Source organism: Alkalibacillus salilacus (assembly GCF_030812915.1).
Taxonomy (GTDB): domain Bacteria; phylum Bacillota; class Bacilli; order Bacillales; family Alkalibacillaceae; genus Alkalibacillus; species Alkalibacillus salilacus.
In genome coordinates this window covers 110,902-125,826 of the sequence record NZ_JAUSTQ010000004.1, presented here as the reverse complement: position 1 = coordinate 125,826, position 14,925 = coordinate 110,902, and the positions used below count along the sequence as shown (strand labels likewise).

The following is a 14,925-nucleotide window of genomic DNA, read 5'->3' as shown; positions in this document are numbered from 1 at the left end:
ATTGGCCTCCTAACTTTGTAAATGTTCTTGCACAGCTTCGACGTCTTTGTCGCCACGTCCAGATAAACAAATAACAAGTGACTCATCTGGGCTCATTGTCTTGGCAATCTTAACCGCTTCAGCAACCGCATGCGAACTTTCTAACGCTGGAATTATCCCTTCGGTACGTGATAATAACTGAAACGCTTCAAGTGCATCATCATCTGTGACAGCAAGATAGTGAACACGATCTGTATCTTTTAAATAGCTGTGTTCGGGTCCAACGCCAGGGTAATCGAGTCCTGCTGAAATAGAACTTGCTTCTAGAATCTGTCCTGCTTCATCTTGTAATAAATACATCATAGCCCCATGCAGAATTCCTGGTGAACCTTTTGTTAAAGTGGCTGCGTGGTGATCAGTTTCAACACCTTCACCCGCAGCTTCAATTCCGTATAATGCGACGTGATCATCGATGAATGGATAGAACATCCCCATCGCATTACTTCCGCCACCTACACAAGCGACGACGGCATCAGGTAATTGACCTTCTGCGTCTAGGTGCTGTTGTTTTGTTTCACGCCCAATCACACTTTGAAAGTCACGAACCATTTTAGGAAAAGGATGAGGACCAAGGACAGACCCCATAATGTAATGAGTATCGTCGACGTTGCTTACCCAATAACGAAGTGCTTCATTAACAGCGTCTTTAAGCGTTGCACTTCCTTGTTCGACTGCTTCGACTTTTGCACCAAGCAATTCCATACGAAAGACGTTCAATTTCTGACGTTTCATATCTTCCGCACCCATGAAGATTACGCAGTCTAAATTAAGTAATGCGCAAACGGTAGCTGTCGCGACACCATGTTGACCAGCGCCTGTTTCAGCTACGACTTTACGTTTACCCATTCGTTCGGTGAGTAGTGCTTGACCAATGGTGTTATTAATTTTATGAGCGCCAGTATGATTCAGGTCTTCACGTTTTAAATAGATTCTAGCGCCACCAATTTCTTCTGTTAGATTAGCCGCAAAATAAAGAGGGTTCTCACGACCAACATATTGTTTGAGTAATTGCTGTAATCGCGCTTGAAAAGCTTCATCTTGTATCGCTTCCTCGTATGACGCTTCTAATTCTTGTACAGCGCCCATTAATGTTTCAGGGATGAAGCGGCCACCATATGGACCGTACATACCATTTGATTGTTGAGTTTGTTCCATGGTTAGCTCTCCTTTACAAGTTTAATAAAATCTTTGATTAATTGATTACTTTTTTGACCATCTTCCTCGACACCACTAGAGACATCTACGATTGCTGGTGTCGTTTGTTCAATCGCTTGATTAATATTACGCGTGTTCAATCCTCCTGCGAGAATCAGTTGGTTTCTGTCGAATGGTAGATTGTCTAAAACACTCCAATCGAAAGTCGTGCCATTCCCGCCTTGATAAGGACCACTTGCACTATCGAGCAGTAAATAGCTTGCCCCAACATAATTTTTGGTTTTCTCTAAATCTGCCACTGTGTTAATCCGAAACGATTTAATATAAGGAACATTCAATTGCTCACAAAACTCTGGTGATTCATCCCCGTGTAATTGCACATAATCTAAGCCCACTTCATGAGCTGTTTGTTCTAAAGTGTCTTTCGATGCATTAACAAAGACGCCTACTTTTTGGATAGATCCAGGCAAAGTTGAAGCAATATGCTTGGCTTGCTCAACCGACACTTTTCGTTTGCTCTCAGCAAAGACGAACCCAATCATGTCGGCTCCCGACGTTGCTGCTATTTCCGCATGACTTGTTTGACGAATACCACAAATTTTCACTCCAGTCATGATTGAACCCTCCTTGTTGTTGGAACACGCATCTCTTTAAGTGCTTCTGAGACGTTATCGCTTTTCATAAAGGACTCCCCGACCAAGATGCCATCTACACCCATGTCAGCAACTTGTTTGGCATCATCAGACGTTTTAAAGCCACTTTCGCTAATAACGACAATGTCTGGATCATCGATTTGGTTAATCAGTGTTTCAGTTGTGTTTAAATCAACTTGGAATGTCGTGAGATCGCGGTTGTTAATACCAATGATGCTAGCCCCTGTTGCTAAAGCTAGGTTTAATTCTGCTGAATTGTGTACTTCAAGGAGTACTTCTAATCCAAGGTTAATCGCTTCATCGTATAAATACTGTAATCGTTCAGGTGATAGGGCTGCTGCAATTAATAAGACAACGCTCGCTCCTGTTTGTTTGGCCCGTTTTAATTGAATGGGATCGAGAATGAAATCTTTACATAAAACAGGTAAGTTCACCTTTGATTGGACTTGGTTCAAATCCTCGATTGATCCTTTAAAGTAAGGTTCATCTGTTAAGACGGAAATCGCCGAAGCACCTGATGCTTCATATAATTGTGCTTGTTCAGGTGGCTCGATTCCTAAGTTGATATCACCTTTCGATGGTGAGGCCCGTTTGATTTCTGCAATAATAGATAACTGATCGTCCTGTTTAAATGTTTCATATAATGACGGTTTAGTTGAGACTGGTAATGGTTGGTTAATTAAAGCGTCCTGTTCATAAAGTAGTTGAATTTCTTCACTTTTTTTATCTAAAATCCGGTCGAGAAATGTATCCATTATGAGATCCCCTTTCGTTTACGCTGCTCACTGAAATGGGTGAGGTGATTAAGTTTAGCTAAAGCTTTACCTGAGTCGATTGCTTCTCGGGCAAGGTCGACCCCTTCGCGGATTGAGTTTGTTTTGTTCGCGGCAAACAATCCGATGCCAGCATTGAATAAGGTGGTTTCGAAATAAGGGCCGCGCTCACCATTTAACACGTCTAGCAATATACGTGCATTATCTTTCGCATCACCGCCGATAATGGTTTCATTTGAATAGCTATTTAAACCGACGTCCTCAGGGCTTAAGGTGAACGGGATGAGTTCGCCATCATCTAATAAAACAAAATGATTTTCACCTGCAAGCGTTGCTTCATCAGTGTGACCAGCTCCATTAACGACGACGCTACGTTTTCTTCCTAGACGTTGTAGGACAGCTGCCATTTGCATTAACATATCGCGACGGTAAACGCCTAGGAATTGTGTATCTAAGGCAACTGGATTTGTTAAGGGACCAATTAAATTAAAAATGGTCGGTACATTTAATGCTTTGCGGACCTGCATAATACGTTTCAATTGGTGATGTACATGAGGTGCAAATAAAAAGGCGATTCCATTTGTCTCGATTAAATGCTCGACTTCATCACTTGTAAAATCGAGCGCAACTCCAAGTTCTTCTAATACATCTGCGCTTCCAGTACGGCTTGAGACGCTACGGTTGCCGTGTTTGGCAACTTTCACCCCAGCACCAGCTAATACGAAGGCTGACGTCGTACTGATATTAAATGTGTGTGCGCCATCACCACCTGTACCACAATTATCCGTGACATCTGCCAAATGTTTTTGAATCGGCATGGCTTTGTCACGAAGAACTTCAACAATCGCTGTAATTTCTTCAACAGATTCGCCCCGAACTTTTAAGGCGGTTAAGACAGAGGCGATTTCACTCTCTGAGGTCTGTTCGTCAAATAGTTGATAAGCGACTGATGTCATTTCGGTTTGGGTTAGTTTTTCACCATTAATTAATTTCTGAAGTTGTTCCATGAAGATTCTCCTTTCGTGTATGATTCAGAAAACGATCTAAGACTTGTTTGCCTTCTGCTGTTCCAATCGATTCGGGATGGAACTGGATCCCAAACAGTGGGTAGTTGTCATGCGTGATCGCCATTAATTCACTGTCATCCATTGATATTGCTTGACGTTTAAAAATGGGAGGGACGGTCTTTTCGTCAACGACGAGTGAATGGTAACGCATGACTTGTAAGGGCTGACTTAAGTAACTGAATAGACCATGTCCTTTATGAAGAATTAGCGATTTCTTCCCGTGCATGACAGTATCGGCTTTCTTGACTTCAGCTCCGAATGTAGCGGCGATGATTTGATGACCAAGACAGACGCCTAAGATCGGCATCGACTGATAAAATTCATTAACAATCTCGCTTGTATTCGGGTAATCTTCAGGTTTCCCTGGACCGGGTGATAGGACGATTGCTGTTGGGTTCATTTCGTTGATTGTTGTGATATCAATGTTGTTATGCCGTTTTACAACAACAGTTACGCCGAGTTCTTCTAGATATTGATATAAGTTATACGTAAATGAATCGTCATGATCGATGAGCAGAATCACTTATAACACCTCCATAAGCGCTTTAGCTTTATTTAACGTTTCTTGATATTCACTTTCTGGATCAGAGTCATGTACGACTCCTGCACCTGCTTGCACATGTGCTAGACCGTCCTTAATAATCATCGTTCGAATCGTTAGCGCGAAATCTAAGTTACCGTTAATGTTCAAATAACCAACAGCGCCTGAATAGGCACCACGTTTAGTTGGTTCTAATTCATTTAATAATTGCATGGCTCTAATCTTCGGTGCACCACTTACTGTTCCAGCAGGTAAAGTCGCCTTTAATGCTTCAAGGGATGATATGTCAGGATTCATTTGCCCACTTACTTCGGAAACAATATGCATAACAAAACGATAGCGTTCAATCACCATGTATTTAGTTAGTTTAATGGTGCCAGGTTTTGCGATTCGACCAATATCGTGACGGCCTAAATCGACTAGCATTTGATGTTCAGCAATCTCCTTTTCGTCTGTGAGTAATTCATCTGCAAGCGCCTGGTCTTCATCAGTATTTTGACCTCTTTTTCTCGTTCCGGCGATTGGATTTGTCGTAACGGTTCTGTCTTGTACTTTGACGAGACTTTCAGGAGATGCGCCAATCACTTGATAATCTACAAAATCGATATAATACATATAAGGCGATGGATTTTGTTTACGAAGTTGTCGATAGAACTGAAAGGCGTCACCTGAACATGTCGCTGTCAATCTTTGCGATAACACTGTCTGAAACACATCACCTGCTTTAATCTTCTCTTTAATCAAATCTACGTACTGTTTATATTTAGCTTGAGAAAAGTTGGATTGGAACTCACCTAATGTAAAGTCAGTTTCAACTTCTGGCTGTCCTGTTTGAATATCATGCAATAGGCGGTTTGCCTCGGTATCGAAGTCGATTGACTCTTCAGTAATCCAACGATCAAAGATGAAGCAATGGATATCTTGTAATAAATGATCATAAACCACCACTTTTTCATAGAACATGAGATGGACATCAGGCATGTTCACATCATCATGTTGAGTGCCTCCGATTGATTCAAATTGCTTCGCTAAATCATAAGCCAGATAACCAACCCCTCCTGCAAAAAAAGGAATATCGATATCAACTGTGACATGCTCATCGATTAATGCATTTAAGGCGATTAACGGATCTTGCCTTGTTGTTGTTGATTGTTGAGTGATTAAATTTGTTTCTGTTATTTGGTTACCGTATGCTATAAATTCATAGAATGGATTCGCTCCAATAAACGAATAACGGCCATTGTCTTCATGTTTCAAAGAACTTTCTAAAAGAAATTTTCGACGCCCTGTTAAATTAGAATATATTGAAATGGGTGTATGTTGATCGCCTTCTATTGTGTCGTGATGATATCGCATGGGTTATTAACCTCCTAATTTTGGTATAAAAAAATCCCCTGCATACTTCAGCTGTATGCAGAGGACGATCGGCTCGCGGTGCCACCTCTATTGAACTCGTGATTAACACTTGTTCCACTTCATTTCGGGTACGGGAAGGATTATTGTTTGTAAAAAGGGGGGAATACAAATCCTTCCGATACCCTATCCGGTTAACGGTGGAATGCCGGGTTCCCATACTATAGTTCAGAGAACCTCTCGTAAGTCCATTCAACGAATCGTGTCATGCTAGTATCTCACCACCACTAGCTCTCTGTTATGAATCCGAATCGCCTACTCCTCTTACTCAACGATTTATTTTATAGTCATTTAATCATAAAAAAAGGTATTCCATCCTTATAGAAAAGGACGGAATACCCGTGGTGCCACCTTGGTTGACTGCTGACGAAGCAGTCCACTTAAATCGTATCGAAGCATTTGGCTTGAATACGTGTCTCTTGTAACGACGAGACGTTCGCCAACCTTATTAACTATTATTAAGCGTTCGGTTGGAGGCTCAGAAGTCCATTCATTCAGGCGTTCACACTAGTTCACAGCGACCACTAGCTCTCTGAAGTGACAGGCTGAACTACTTCTCTTCATCTTTGCCAATCCGTTTTAAGATTTGATTAACATCATAATTGATAGATATTATAATGTCAACATACAATTTTAAAATTATGTTATAGGATCTTAATTGTGTTTGCAGACGTAATCGTTTAGCATAAGCTATAATAGGGAAGTGTCACGTATTAATAATTCGAGGTGGAGGGTAATATGTTTCGCTTGTTTAAACGCAGCTTAGATGATTTTAAAACAACATACCCACAACATTTGGCATTTGCGATTGTCTATATGTTACTGACGAGCTTCATTTTCGTTCCCGTGGCTTCGATTATTTTCAATCGGATCCTCATGTATATTGATGCTCCTACACTGATTAATAATGAAGTGTATTCTGTTGCGCTTAGTTACAGTGGTATAAGTATTTTAATTCTAGTTGCTCTAATTGTTTTCATCTTATTATTCATTCAATTTGCAGTCTTTATTGTCATTGCCCAAAAGCAATACTTTAAAAAGCCTATTACGGTTGCCAATGCGTTTTTAACTGGACTATCCCGGTCAAGGAAGTTATTAAGTATTAGTGTGCTACCGCTAATACTAGTGTTGTTATTACTGGCGCCATTCATTAGGACACCCATTAATGAAATTGTGTATGATCTTAATATGTCGATTTTGTATTCCGGTCACCTATCGTTGTCATATGTATCATTAGCTGTTTATTTTGCCGTATTAATGTTCGTGCTTTATATTATATTACGCTGGATTTTTGTGATTCATTTTATTGTGATTGAAAAAAGTAATGTACGCCATGCGATTAAACGAAGTATGCAGTTAACCAAGCGTCATCAGAAATCGATTTTAATTAGCGTTCTCTCGATTAACGTCATGATTTTCTTGCTTAGCACGTTGATTTTATATCTGATTTCACTCATTCCTAACGTGATGACAGGGACGATTGTTGGTGACTTGATCGAACACTATTTGGTTACGATTACAAGTATTATTGCCACCTTGTCGACACTCATTTTGATCCCAGTCAACGTGATTATGTTGACCCGCTTGTTCTATCAATATAAACGTGAAAAAGAACAAGAGGTGACTGATGATCTCGATTTGACTCGAAGTATTCGTTTGGCTGTAGGGGAAAGAAAAGCCTATTCCTTTTTTAAACAGAAACGAATTTTGATTGTCTTCTTGTTTATCTTGTATGTCACAGGTGTATTTACTTATAACCAAACAATTAGTGGTAATTTGGTTTATTTAGATTGGAATGTCGAAGTTGCCGCTCACCGCGGGGATGCGACAAATGCACCTGAGAATTCGATGAGTGCTGTTGAGTCCGCAATTGAACAAGGTTTGAATGTGGTTGAAGTGGACGTTCAACTGACCCAAGATGATGTATTAGTCTTACACCATGATAAGAACTTATTACGCACTGCTGGAGTACCTGGACGTGTCAGTGACTTAACGTATGATGAGTTGAGTGTCCATGACATTGGATCGTCATTTTCTGAAGAATATGCTGGAGAAGCGATTCCGCGATTAGATCGTGTCATCGAAGTGACTCAAGACGCAGGGGTTAAATTACTGTTAGATGTTAAACCAGATGAAAATGAGGAAGCATTGGCACGAAGCTTATCTGATTTGCTTGAGGAAAAAGAAGTGATTAATGATATGTATGTTCAATCGTTTAATAGTCAGTTTTTGAAAGCTGTTAGACAACAAAACGAAGAGATTGAGATTGGGCAAATATTATTCACAGCTGTCGGGGACTTATCTCGTTTAGATGTGGACTTTTATACGGTTCATCAAACCATGTTGTCGGATGATCTAGTGAATGAGCTCAAAAGCAATGGTTATGGCATTTGGGTATGGTCAACGAATATCGACCGGACAGCGAACCAAGTCTTACAATACGATGTGGATGGGATTATCACGAAAACACCTGATGTGGTTTTACGAATGATTGAAATTAGACGATAAAAATAAAAGCTGGTTGCGGACCAGATTCAGGTTGTCGAGATTTTTTCGGCAGCCTGATTTTTTATGATCTTTAATATTTCACCGAACACGTAATAATGGTAAGTAGATTTCCAAGAGGTACTTAGGAAGATTGTGATTCCATATATGAATGTTCGCTTGCTGGGTGAATAGGGTTAACTTCTAATAAACTGAAGGAGAATGTAAATGCCAATCTATAAATCATATTCAATTACATTTGGCATAATAATGTAAGCGAATGGAATTAAACCAACGAGCCAAACAATTAATAAAGAAAAAATAATTTTTTTATATTTAGATAGACCACTGGGACTAAACGCATTGAGTTTTTCTCCTACTATAAAAATGGGGGCAGACAAGTAAAAATAAATAAAAAATAAAATGATCCATCGTTTTGAATCTGGCGTATAATACTCGAAAGAAAGAAATTCCGTAACCATCATGATCGGAACAAAAAGAGCATATATACTAAAAAATGCTATCCTATTCAACATATCAATCATTCCTTTATTATCCATTTTCTTATCATGTTAATGTGGACGTTTTACGCAGTTTCACTTTTATTTAATCAAATTATGTACAGGTCATATTCCTAAGAATATGACCTGAATTATTTTTTGAGGCATATAAGACGGTATAAATCTTCCTAGTATCGGAAAAGTTTTAAATCACTTACCTTGTATCTCATAGTTTACTATTATATTTTCTTTAGTTTACTTGATAACCGAAAATATTTAAATACCCGAAATAATATGACGCAACAAATGCTAAGAATAGGGCACCAACCATCATCCCGAGAAAACGCCAATCTCGTTTGGTGACGGTCATCTGGTGATAATGAGTTCGATCGTGCTCACCTGTAAACCCTTTCGATTCCATGGCGTTAGCAACGCGCTCAGCTTTACGAATTGAATTTGCGAGTAGGGGAATGCTGTAGCGTTTAAATTGTCTAATGCGGCCTCGAATTCCTTTCGCCCGACCAACTCCACGAACCCGATGAGCCTGCCTTAAAACTTCAAGTTCATGTTTGAAGGTCGGTAAGAAACGGTAACCCGCTAATACACCATACGTAATTTTCGGTGACAGTCGCAATTGTTGCATTAAGCTTAGCATAAACTTAGTGGAGTCTGTTGTCATAATAAATAGTAGTGACAAGGCAATAAAGCATAGCGACCTTAATGCCAAACTAACCGCAACAAGAAGACCACCCGTTGTGACTTCAAAAGCCCAAAATGAGAACAGCACGGAACCATCTTGGAATGTCTCACTAGTGTATAGTAAACGTGCCCAAGAAAACGATGCGATAAATAAGAAGAACGGAACGAAAAATTTAATCCATCGTTTAAACGATAAGTCCGATAATAAAAACGTCACACTGATAATAAATAGTAAATAAACAAGCGGTGTGAATACATCAAATGTCAGACCTAGTAGAATACCAGGGATCAACACCGCAATTGCTTTAACAGTGGGGTTAATGGCTGAGATCATGGGCAACACCAACTTTCTCACGCATTTCTAATCGAAATGGTTTTCTTAATCTTGCCTGGTCTAATAACTCATCATGCTCCCATAGCTTTGCTGGTCGCCCGTGAAATTGTATTGACTGTTCATTAAGAACATAAACCGTATCACAATACTGATCAACTAAATCCATATCATGAGTAACGAATACAATCGTTGTACCTTGTTGCTGAATTTCTGTCATGATCTCCATTAATTCATGAGTCGTTTGGGCATCCTGGCCAAATGTAGGCTCGTCAAACAGTAGTAGATCAGGAGTTTCATCTAACATAGTCGCAACACTAAGCCGACGTTTTTGGCCACCACTTAGGGCGAATGGATTCTGCGATTTTTCATTAATTAAGTGAAAATGGTTTAGTAATTCTCTAGTTCTTGTGTCGATTGTTTCAGCATCATACCCGTTTAGTGTCATGCTAAAGGCGATTTCATCGTAGGTGGTATCTGTAATAAATTGATGTTCGGGATTTTGAAAGACAAATCCCATATGCTGACGTAACGACTGTTCTTTCCACTTGGCGAGAGGCTTGTTTAAGAAAGTCATGGTGCCTGCTTCTGGTTGTAAGAGCCTTGCCATTAATTGTAACAAGGTGGACTTACCTGCACCATTTTCACCAACGATTGCTGTCATTTCACCTTTTTTCAGCGTTAGATTAATATTTTTTAAGATTTGTTTATTCTTTCTGGAAAAAGAGATGCTTTCCATAGTAAAACATGGCTCTGTGTTGTTTGTATGAATCGTCGGTTTTGGATTGGGTGGTGAGTCAAGATATTGTTTTGGGATGAAAATACCGTGGTCGATTAATTGCTGTTGCTTCGTTTGGAGAATAGATTCGACTTCACCATCTTCCATTAGTTCACCTTGTCGACTTAATACTAGAACACGGTCGATCAAATAGAGCCAGTCGTCAGCTTGATGTTCGATTAAAAGAATCGTTAGATCCATAGCTGATTGTAATCGTTCAATCAGTTGAATGAATTCAAGTTGACTCATCGGGTCTAAGTTAGCTGTCGGTTCATCGAGAATGAGGACGTCTGGTTCTAGTAACAGTACAGAAGCTAGGGCGATTTTTTGTTTTTGACCACCTGAAAGGGTATGAATCGCTTCGTACTTATAGTCATCCATGCCAATCGTATTTAACATCTCATCAATTCGCGCTTCCATCTCTTCGCGAGGGGTCTGAATATTTTCAAGGGTAAAGGCAAGTTCATCTTCAACCGTTATCATACAAAATTGACTGTCTGGATCTTGGAAGACAATCCCAATTTGTTGGTTAACCTGACCCTTTTCGAAATCATGAACAGGTTGGTCTTGGAAACGAATTTCCCCTGATGCGACACCTTCAACTGCATCAGGGTATAATCCATTTAAACAGAGGGACAGACTGGACTTGCCTGACCCACTTGGACCGATTAAAAGCGTTGTTTCACCTTCATACAAAGTGAAATTGAGATTATTTAGTAATGGATCGTTTAATGTTTCGAAGTCGAACGAGTAATCATGAACCGATAATAATGAATTACGCTGCATCTTGGTCACGGTTTTGTTGATGCTCCTTTCCTAACGCATAGCCACGTAGAACACCTGTTTTCGCCAATTGATCGCTAATCCACTTACCGAGTAGAGCCATGATCAGTATGCTACTTATAATGCGTGTGATCAGCATAACGCCAACTAACCACGCTTCATATGCAAAGAAACCAGATGAATAGAAATGCCAAGCGAAGCTAATGATTGCGGTTAATACAGCAGCTAATATTAACACTCGCTTCCGATAATCTTGCCATTTCGTCACAGCAAATGCACTTTCGGCGCCAAGTCCTTGAACAGCTGCACTGATTATCAGTTGTGGGCCAGCTGGACTACCGATTAAGACTTGGACAACCCCTGCGATTAATTCAGATATAAAAGCTGCGCCAGGTTTTCGAATGATATATGCAGCAATGATCGAAACAATAAACCAGATCCCATAGATGAATTCATAACCTAGTGGCCCAATGCCAAAAGGTGTAAGAGCGCCAACAAGCCCTTGGCCGATTCCAAAGGCTAATAGATAGATTACCGCAAATACGACCCCTAATATCGACAGCAAAACAATTTCTTTCAGTTTCCATTGTTTAGTCATAACAATCCTCCTATTGATTTGATGGGCTATTTGCCGAAATAGTAAAGGTCATCGTTGTGTGTGATACTTCTTGTTGGACAGCCTCGAAAGCATCTTCCATGGCATCAAAAATAGCTTGCACATCACCATCAAGACGCGTCATATAATGCGCAGCACTGACATCGACACCACGTGCTTTGGACAGATCAATTTGTTCATAGATTTTGTCCATATAGTCTTCCCGTCCAAGCGGATGAATCGCGAACTTACAACCAGCACGTTGTGGAGCATTGGCTAATTGAGGCGCATTAGCTGGTGCATCTGATTCTGCCATATAGACATCTGCTTCGTTATCCCCAGGGCACCCGATAGAATAAGTGCCTGTCATGGCCACATGTTCACCTGTTTTAGCAGCGTGTAAAAAGATGGCTTTGGTCACATCAAAAATGTGCACGATTTTACCCCGCACACAGGTTGTGACGTCATCTGTTTCTTTCCATACTTTTGATTGGTCGACCTCGTCCAGAGCGGATAAAATAATATCGACAAAGTTGTCACTCATTGGATAAAGCGTGAATTGAACTCCTGCAATACGACTTGTGTTACACTGTTGATTCGTCATGGCGAATCGCCTCCTTATAAAGTGTTTGATATAACAAAAAAACTGCATCCCGTGGGAATGCAGTTCAGCTATTGTCTCATTACACTTATGGTAGATTAAGCTTCACTGCACTTCCCCACGCTAGTATTACCTAGTTCGGGTCTTGAGGGTCAGGTCCAACCTTCTCAGCCATTTGACATAGCTCCCCTAGTGCATGTTCATCACGTATGCAGTTTTGTTATACTTTCATCATAATAAATGAACACATAATTGTAAACGTTTAAGGTTGCTAGAATTTGTCGATGTCAGTTTAATAAGGAGTGTATTGGGATGAATGATAGGCGACAGAACATAATTCAAGAAACGGAACAATTTGTACAAACTAAATTAGAAACAGAAGGATCTGGACATGACTGGTGGCATATCTATCGTGTTGTCAACAATGCTAAGCAGATTGCTGATACGGAAGCTGTTGATCAATGGATTGTGGAAATGGCCGCATTATTGCATGATGTAATTGATGATAAAGTGACGCACGATGTGGAAAGTAGCCGAGTAGAATTATTGACTTGGTTGAAAGACCAACATATTTCATATCAACAAATTGATGATATTTTCGCCATCATCGATACGATATCGTTCAAGCATGGTTACAAGACTTTACCAAGTCGTGAAGCAGAGGTTGTACAAGATGCGGACCGATTAGATGCAATCGGCGCCATAGGAATCGCAAGAAGCTTTACATATGCAGGGTCTAAAGGCCATCTCATCCATCAACCCGACGCATCGCCACGCGCTAATATGACAGCCGATGAATATCGCAATGAAACCAATACGGCGATCAACCATTTTTATGAAAAATTATTAACCTTAAAAGAAAAGATGAACACAGCTGAAGGCTATCGTATGGCAGAAAAACGGCATCAGTTCATGGAAACTTATCTAGAACAATTCTATGCTGAATGGGATGGAAAAGCGTAAATCGTGTTACGTTGTGGTTTAAATGTGGAATAGTATTATAGAACATCATTATAAAAGAAAGGTGATGACATATATGTTGCAATATCAACCTTATCTCGATCAGTTAGCTAATAACACAACTGAATCCCAAGCGTTAGTCAATCCGCATACGAAGGAAGAAATAGCTCGAATGCCTATTTGTAAAGAAGAGCAAATGGAGAATGCTATTAAACAAGCAGACGGTGCATTCGAAACGATTAAGAACATGCCTGCTCATGAACGTAGTGATATCTTAAATCGAGCCAGCGAAATTTTACATGACAATAAACAAATGGTCGCTGAAACGATTGCTCAAGAAGCGGCAAAACCGATTAAATATGCTTTATCAGAAGTAGATCGGACTGTGCAGACGTTGAAATTCTCTTCAATTGAAGCACGAAAATTAGAAGGCGAATCGATTCCCATGGATGCAGCGCCAAACGGAGCAGGTCGTGATGCGTACACGCTTTTTGAACCGATAGGCGTTATTGGTGCGATCACACCATTTAATTTCCCACTTAATTTAGTCGTTCATAAAGTCGGACCAGCGATTGCCTCTGGTAATACAGTCATTGTAAAACCAGCTGAAAAAACACCTCTATCAGCGATCTTATTACGTGAAGCGTTGGTACAAGCAGGGTTACCTGAAGATGCTTATCATGTCGTACCAGGTGAAGGGAAAGTCTTAGGAGATGTCTTACTTAAAAGTGACGCTGTTCAAAAGATTACATTCACAGGTAGCCCGCCAGTCGGTCGTGAAATTAAATCGAATGCTGGCCTTAAGAAGGTTACCCTTGAACTCGGGAATAACTCAGCGCTTTATGTTGATAAAAGCATGAATGATCGCTTAGATGATATCGTGTCAAAAGCGGTACATGGATCCTATGCCTATAACGGACAGGTCTGTATTAGTACTCAACGAATTTATGTTCACGAAGATATCGCTGACACCTTTACAGATCAATTTATTAAGGGAGCAGAACAACTTACATTTGGCGATCCACTTGATGAAGAAACGGATATCTGTAATTTAATTGATAAACCATCACAACAGCGCTTGTTAGAATGGATTGAAGACGCAAAACAGCAAGGTGCAAAAGTGTTAACAGGTGGAGAAGCCAAGGATGATGGGATTGCTCCGACCGTCTTAACAAATGTGCCAGAGGGCGCGAAGATCATGAAAGAAGAAGCCTTTGGACCAGTTGTCATCATTAATCGTGTAGCAAGTGGCGATGAGGCGTTAAAAGCGATGAATAACAGTCAATACGGCTTAAGTGCTGGTCTATTTAGTAATGATATGAAGCAAGCGATCGATATGGCTCACGGTTTAGAAGTTGGTCAGGTGTTAGTGAATGATGTACCGACTTTACGTTTTGACCATATGCCATATGGTGGTCGAAAACAATCAGGCTATGGTTACGAAGGTGTCAAATACGCCATTCATGAAATGGTGAATCGGAAAATGATAAGTTTAAATTATACATTTTAAAATGGTGAATGAGTGCCCATCAGTTTATTAACTGGTGGGCATT

Annotated in this window: 13 protein-coding genes, 1 riboswitch and 2 other annotated features; of the genes, 3 read left to right on the top strand and 10 right to left on the bottom strand. The window is 40.2% G+C overall.

Features of this window, described 5'->3' with window-relative positions:
• Window positions 1-9: 9 nt before the first annotated feature.
• Genes trpB through trpE form a run of 6 tightly spaced genes read right to left on the bottom strand, consistent with a single transcriptional unit; the run spans window position 10 to window position 5,584 of the window.
• Window positions 10-1,194 carry a tryptophan synthase subunit beta gene (gene trpB / locus J2S77_RS06490; RefSeq protein WP_306975744.1) on the bottom strand — a complete coding sequence of 395 codons (1,185 nt, stop codon included), beginning with the start codon at window positions 1,192-1,194 and terminating at the stop codon, window positions 10-12.
• A gap of 2 nt (window positions 1,195-1,196) precedes the next feature.
• Complete coding sequence (locus J2S77_RS06485; RefSeq protein ID WP_306975743.1) at window positions 1,197-1,808, bottom strand: phosphoribosylanthranilate isomerase; 612 nt, start codon at window positions 1,806-1,808, stop codon at window positions 1,197-1,199.
• Entirely contained in the window at window positions 1,805-2,602 is a 798-nt protein-coding gene (gene trpC, locus J2S77_RS06480; RefSeq protein WP_306975741.1) for an indole-3-glycerol phosphate synthase TrpC, read from the bottom strand. Before trpC ends, J2S77_RS06485 begins: the two co-directional genes overlap by 4 nt.
• A complete protein-coding gene (gene trpD / locus J2S77_RS06475; protein ID WP_306975739.1) occupies window positions 2,602-3,627 on the bottom strand; it encodes an anthranilate phosphoribosyltransferase in 1,026 nt (341 codons plus the stop codon). The genes trpC and trpD overlap by 1 nt, the downstream gene beginning before the upstream one ends.
• Complete coding sequence (locus J2S77_RS06470; RefSeq protein WP_306975736.1) at window positions 3,602-4,210, bottom strand: anthranilate synthase component II; 609 nt, start codon at window positions 4,208-4,210, stop codon at window positions 3,602-3,604. Before J2S77_RS06470 ends, trpD begins: the two co-directional genes overlap by 26 nt.
• A complete protein-coding gene (trpE, locus tag J2S77_RS06465) occupies window positions 4,211-5,584 on the bottom strand; it encodes an anthranilate synthase component I (protein WP_306975734.1) in 1,374 nt (457 codons plus the stop codon).
• 57 nt (window positions 5,585-5,641) lie between these two features.
• Window positions 5,642-5,922: a binding site (T-box leader), on the bottom strand.
• A 42-nt stretch (window positions 5,923-5,964) separates the two neighbouring features.
• Window positions 5,965-6,217, bottom strand: a binding site (T-box leader).
• 162 nt (window positions 6,218-6,379) lie between these two features.
• Between trpE and J2S77_RS06460 the strand changes: the two genes are divergently transcribed.
• Complete coding sequence (locus J2S77_RS06460; RefSeq protein WP_306975733.1) at window positions 6,380-8,149, top strand: glycerophosphodiester phosphodiesterase family protein; 1,770 nt, start codon at window positions 6,380-6,382, stop codon at window positions 8,147-8,149.
• A gap of 726 nt (window positions 8,150-8,875) precedes the next feature.
• Here the strand turns inward: J2S77_RS06460 and J2S77_RS06455 are convergent.
• From J2S77_RS06455 to J2S77_RS06440, 4 genes are read right to left on the bottom strand one after another with little or no spacing between them, the layout of a single operon-like run.
• Entirely contained in the window at window positions 8,876-9,658 is a 783-nt protein-coding gene (locus J2S77_RS06455; RefSeq protein ID WP_306975731.1) for an energy-coupling factor transporter transmembrane component T family protein, read from the bottom strand.
• The gene (locus tag J2S77_RS06450; RefSeq protein ID WP_306976009.1) at window positions 9,642-11,219 is read right to left on the bottom strand and encodes an ABC transporter ATP-binding protein; all 1,578 of its coding nucleotides are present in this window, start codon (window positions 11,217-11,219) and stop codon (window positions 9,642-9,644) included. The genes J2S77_RS06455 and J2S77_RS06450 overlap by 17 nt, the downstream gene beginning before the upstream one ends.
• Complete coding sequence (locus J2S77_RS06445) at window positions 11,209-11,814, bottom strand: ECF transporter S component (RefSeq protein ID WP_306975729.1); 606 nt, start codon at window positions 11,812-11,814, stop codon at window positions 11,209-11,211. Before J2S77_RS06445 ends, J2S77_RS06450 begins: the two co-directional genes overlap by 11 nt.
• Before the next feature lie 10 nt (window positions 11,815-11,824).
• Window positions 11,825-12,415 (bottom strand): YkoF family thiamine/hydroxymethylpyrimidine-binding protein, encoded by a 591-nt coding sequence (locus tag J2S77_RS06440; RefSeq protein ID WP_306975728.1) that lies wholly within the window; start codon window positions 12,413-12,415, stop codon window positions 11,825-11,827.
• 95 nt (window positions 12,416-12,510) lie between these two features.
• Window positions 12,511-12,613, bottom strand: a riboswitch (TPP riboswitch).
• A 111-nt stretch (window positions 12,614-12,724) separates the two neighbouring features.
• On the opposite strand from J2S77_RS06440, the gene J2S77_RS06435 reads away from it, so the two are divergent.
• Window positions 12,725-13,375 (top strand): HD domain-containing protein, encoded by a 651-nt coding sequence (locus J2S77_RS06435; protein ID WP_306975726.1) that lies wholly within the window; start codon window positions 12,725-12,727, stop codon window positions 13,373-13,375.
• Window positions 13,376-13,448: 73 nt separating this feature from the next.
• Window positions 13,449-14,882, top strand: a complete 1,434-nt coding sequence (locus tag J2S77_RS06430; protein WP_306975724.1) for an aldehyde dehydrogenase family protein — start codon at window positions 13,449-13,451, stop codon at window positions 14,880-14,882.
• Window positions 14,883-14,925 lie beyond the last annotated feature (43 nt).